Below are 1446 nucleotides of genomic sequence, written 5' to 3'. Positions count from 1 at the left end.
GGGGATGCGGACGGAATCTTGGAGGATTCCATCATGAACCGCTCATACACCAAGGAGCAGCGACGCAGAGCTCTGCAGGTTTACAAGCGCACTCAATCGGTGACCAAGACCGTCCGTGAACTTGGTTATCCAGGGCGATGGACGCTGTACAAATGGTTGCGTGAACCCGCCAAACCTGGTCGACCCCGCAAACAGTCAAAAACATTGACCCGCTACCCGTTTGAGGTCAAGCTTCGTGCTGTTGAGCTCTTCAACGCTGGTTGGAGGCCAGCTGACATCGCTGTGGAATGCGAGCTGCGCTCAAAGATGAGTGTCTATTCTTGGGCACAACGCCACCGTGAAGAGGGAAAATGGGGTTTGATGTCGAAAAGAGAACGCAAAGAGCACACTCGCATGCCCACCCGAGCAGCATTCGAGAAATCATTAGCCGATGATCCTGCAGAACTGAAAAAGCAAATGGCTCAACTGCTCGTTGACAAGGCTGTTTTGGAAAAGGAGCTGGAACTTGTAAAAAAAGACGTCAGCGTCATCCCGGGTCAGCTCAGCAATAAGCACAAGGCTGAAGTGGTTGACGCGTTACGCGGCGAGTTTCCGTTATCTATGCTGCTTGCTGCTATTGATCTTGCGGCATCAAGCTTCTACTACCAACTCCAACAGCGATTTGCTCCGGATAAGCACGCGCGTATCCGCGAATTGCTTCATGAGATTAGTTCTGAGTCGAATAACACCTACGGCTATCGCCGACTTTGGTGGGAACTGCGCCATCGCGGGATCGTTATCAGTGAGAAGGTCGTCCGCCGTCTCATGCACGAAGAGGGAATTCGTCCCTGGTTCCCGAAACGAAAGTGGCGTTACTCCAGCTATCAAGGGGAAATTTCTCCCGCACCACCTAACCTGGTGAACCGCAATTTTCATGCTGAGCATCCAAATCGGTTGTGGCTGACTGACATCAGTGTTTTCGCTACTAACCAAGGTCGCGTGTACCTGTCTGCCATCATCGACTGTTTTGACGGGAAGGTCGTGGCAGCAAAAACAAGTGTTCATCCCACCATGGAGTTAGCAGAAGAAACTTTGTACGCAGCAATCGCAACCGAAAAGCCGGCAATGGATGGCTCCTTGGTGATTCACTCAGACCGCGGAGCACATTATCGAGGCAGCAGCTGGCGAAGTATGACCGAGAAGTTCGGAATACTTCGCTCGATGTCGAAGAAAGGTTGTAGCCCCGACAATGCAGCATGCGAGGGGTTCTTCGGCCGAATGAAAAACGAAATGTACTACGGCAGAACCTGGCAGAACCCCCAAGAGCTCAAAGAAGCAATCGCGACATACATTGAGTTCTACAACGATCACCGAATCAAGATCAGCCTCGATGGTTTGAGCATTGCCGAATACCGAAAAGTCAATGTAGCGTGAGATTGAAACTGTCCAAAAAACGTCCGCATCCTC

1 protein-coding gene is annotated in these 1446 nt (G+C 51.4%); it reads left to right on the top strand.

Annotation, left to right across the window (positions count from 1 at the left end):
- Positions 1-1413: IS3 family transposase (locus KBX07_RS11295; RefSeq protein ID WP_255999054.1), on the top strand; the 1413-nt coding region annotated here is incomplete at its 5' end.
- Positions 1414-1446 lie beyond the last annotated feature (33 nt).

Source organism: Corynebacterium sp. CCUG 70398, from assembly GCF_024454055.1.
GTDB lineage: Bacteria > Actinomycetota > Actinomycetes > Mycobacteriales > Mycobacteriaceae > Corynebacterium > Corynebacterium genitalium.
Note: the sequence above shows the minus strand (reverse complement) of the source record. Positions and strands in the feature narration are given on the sequence as shown.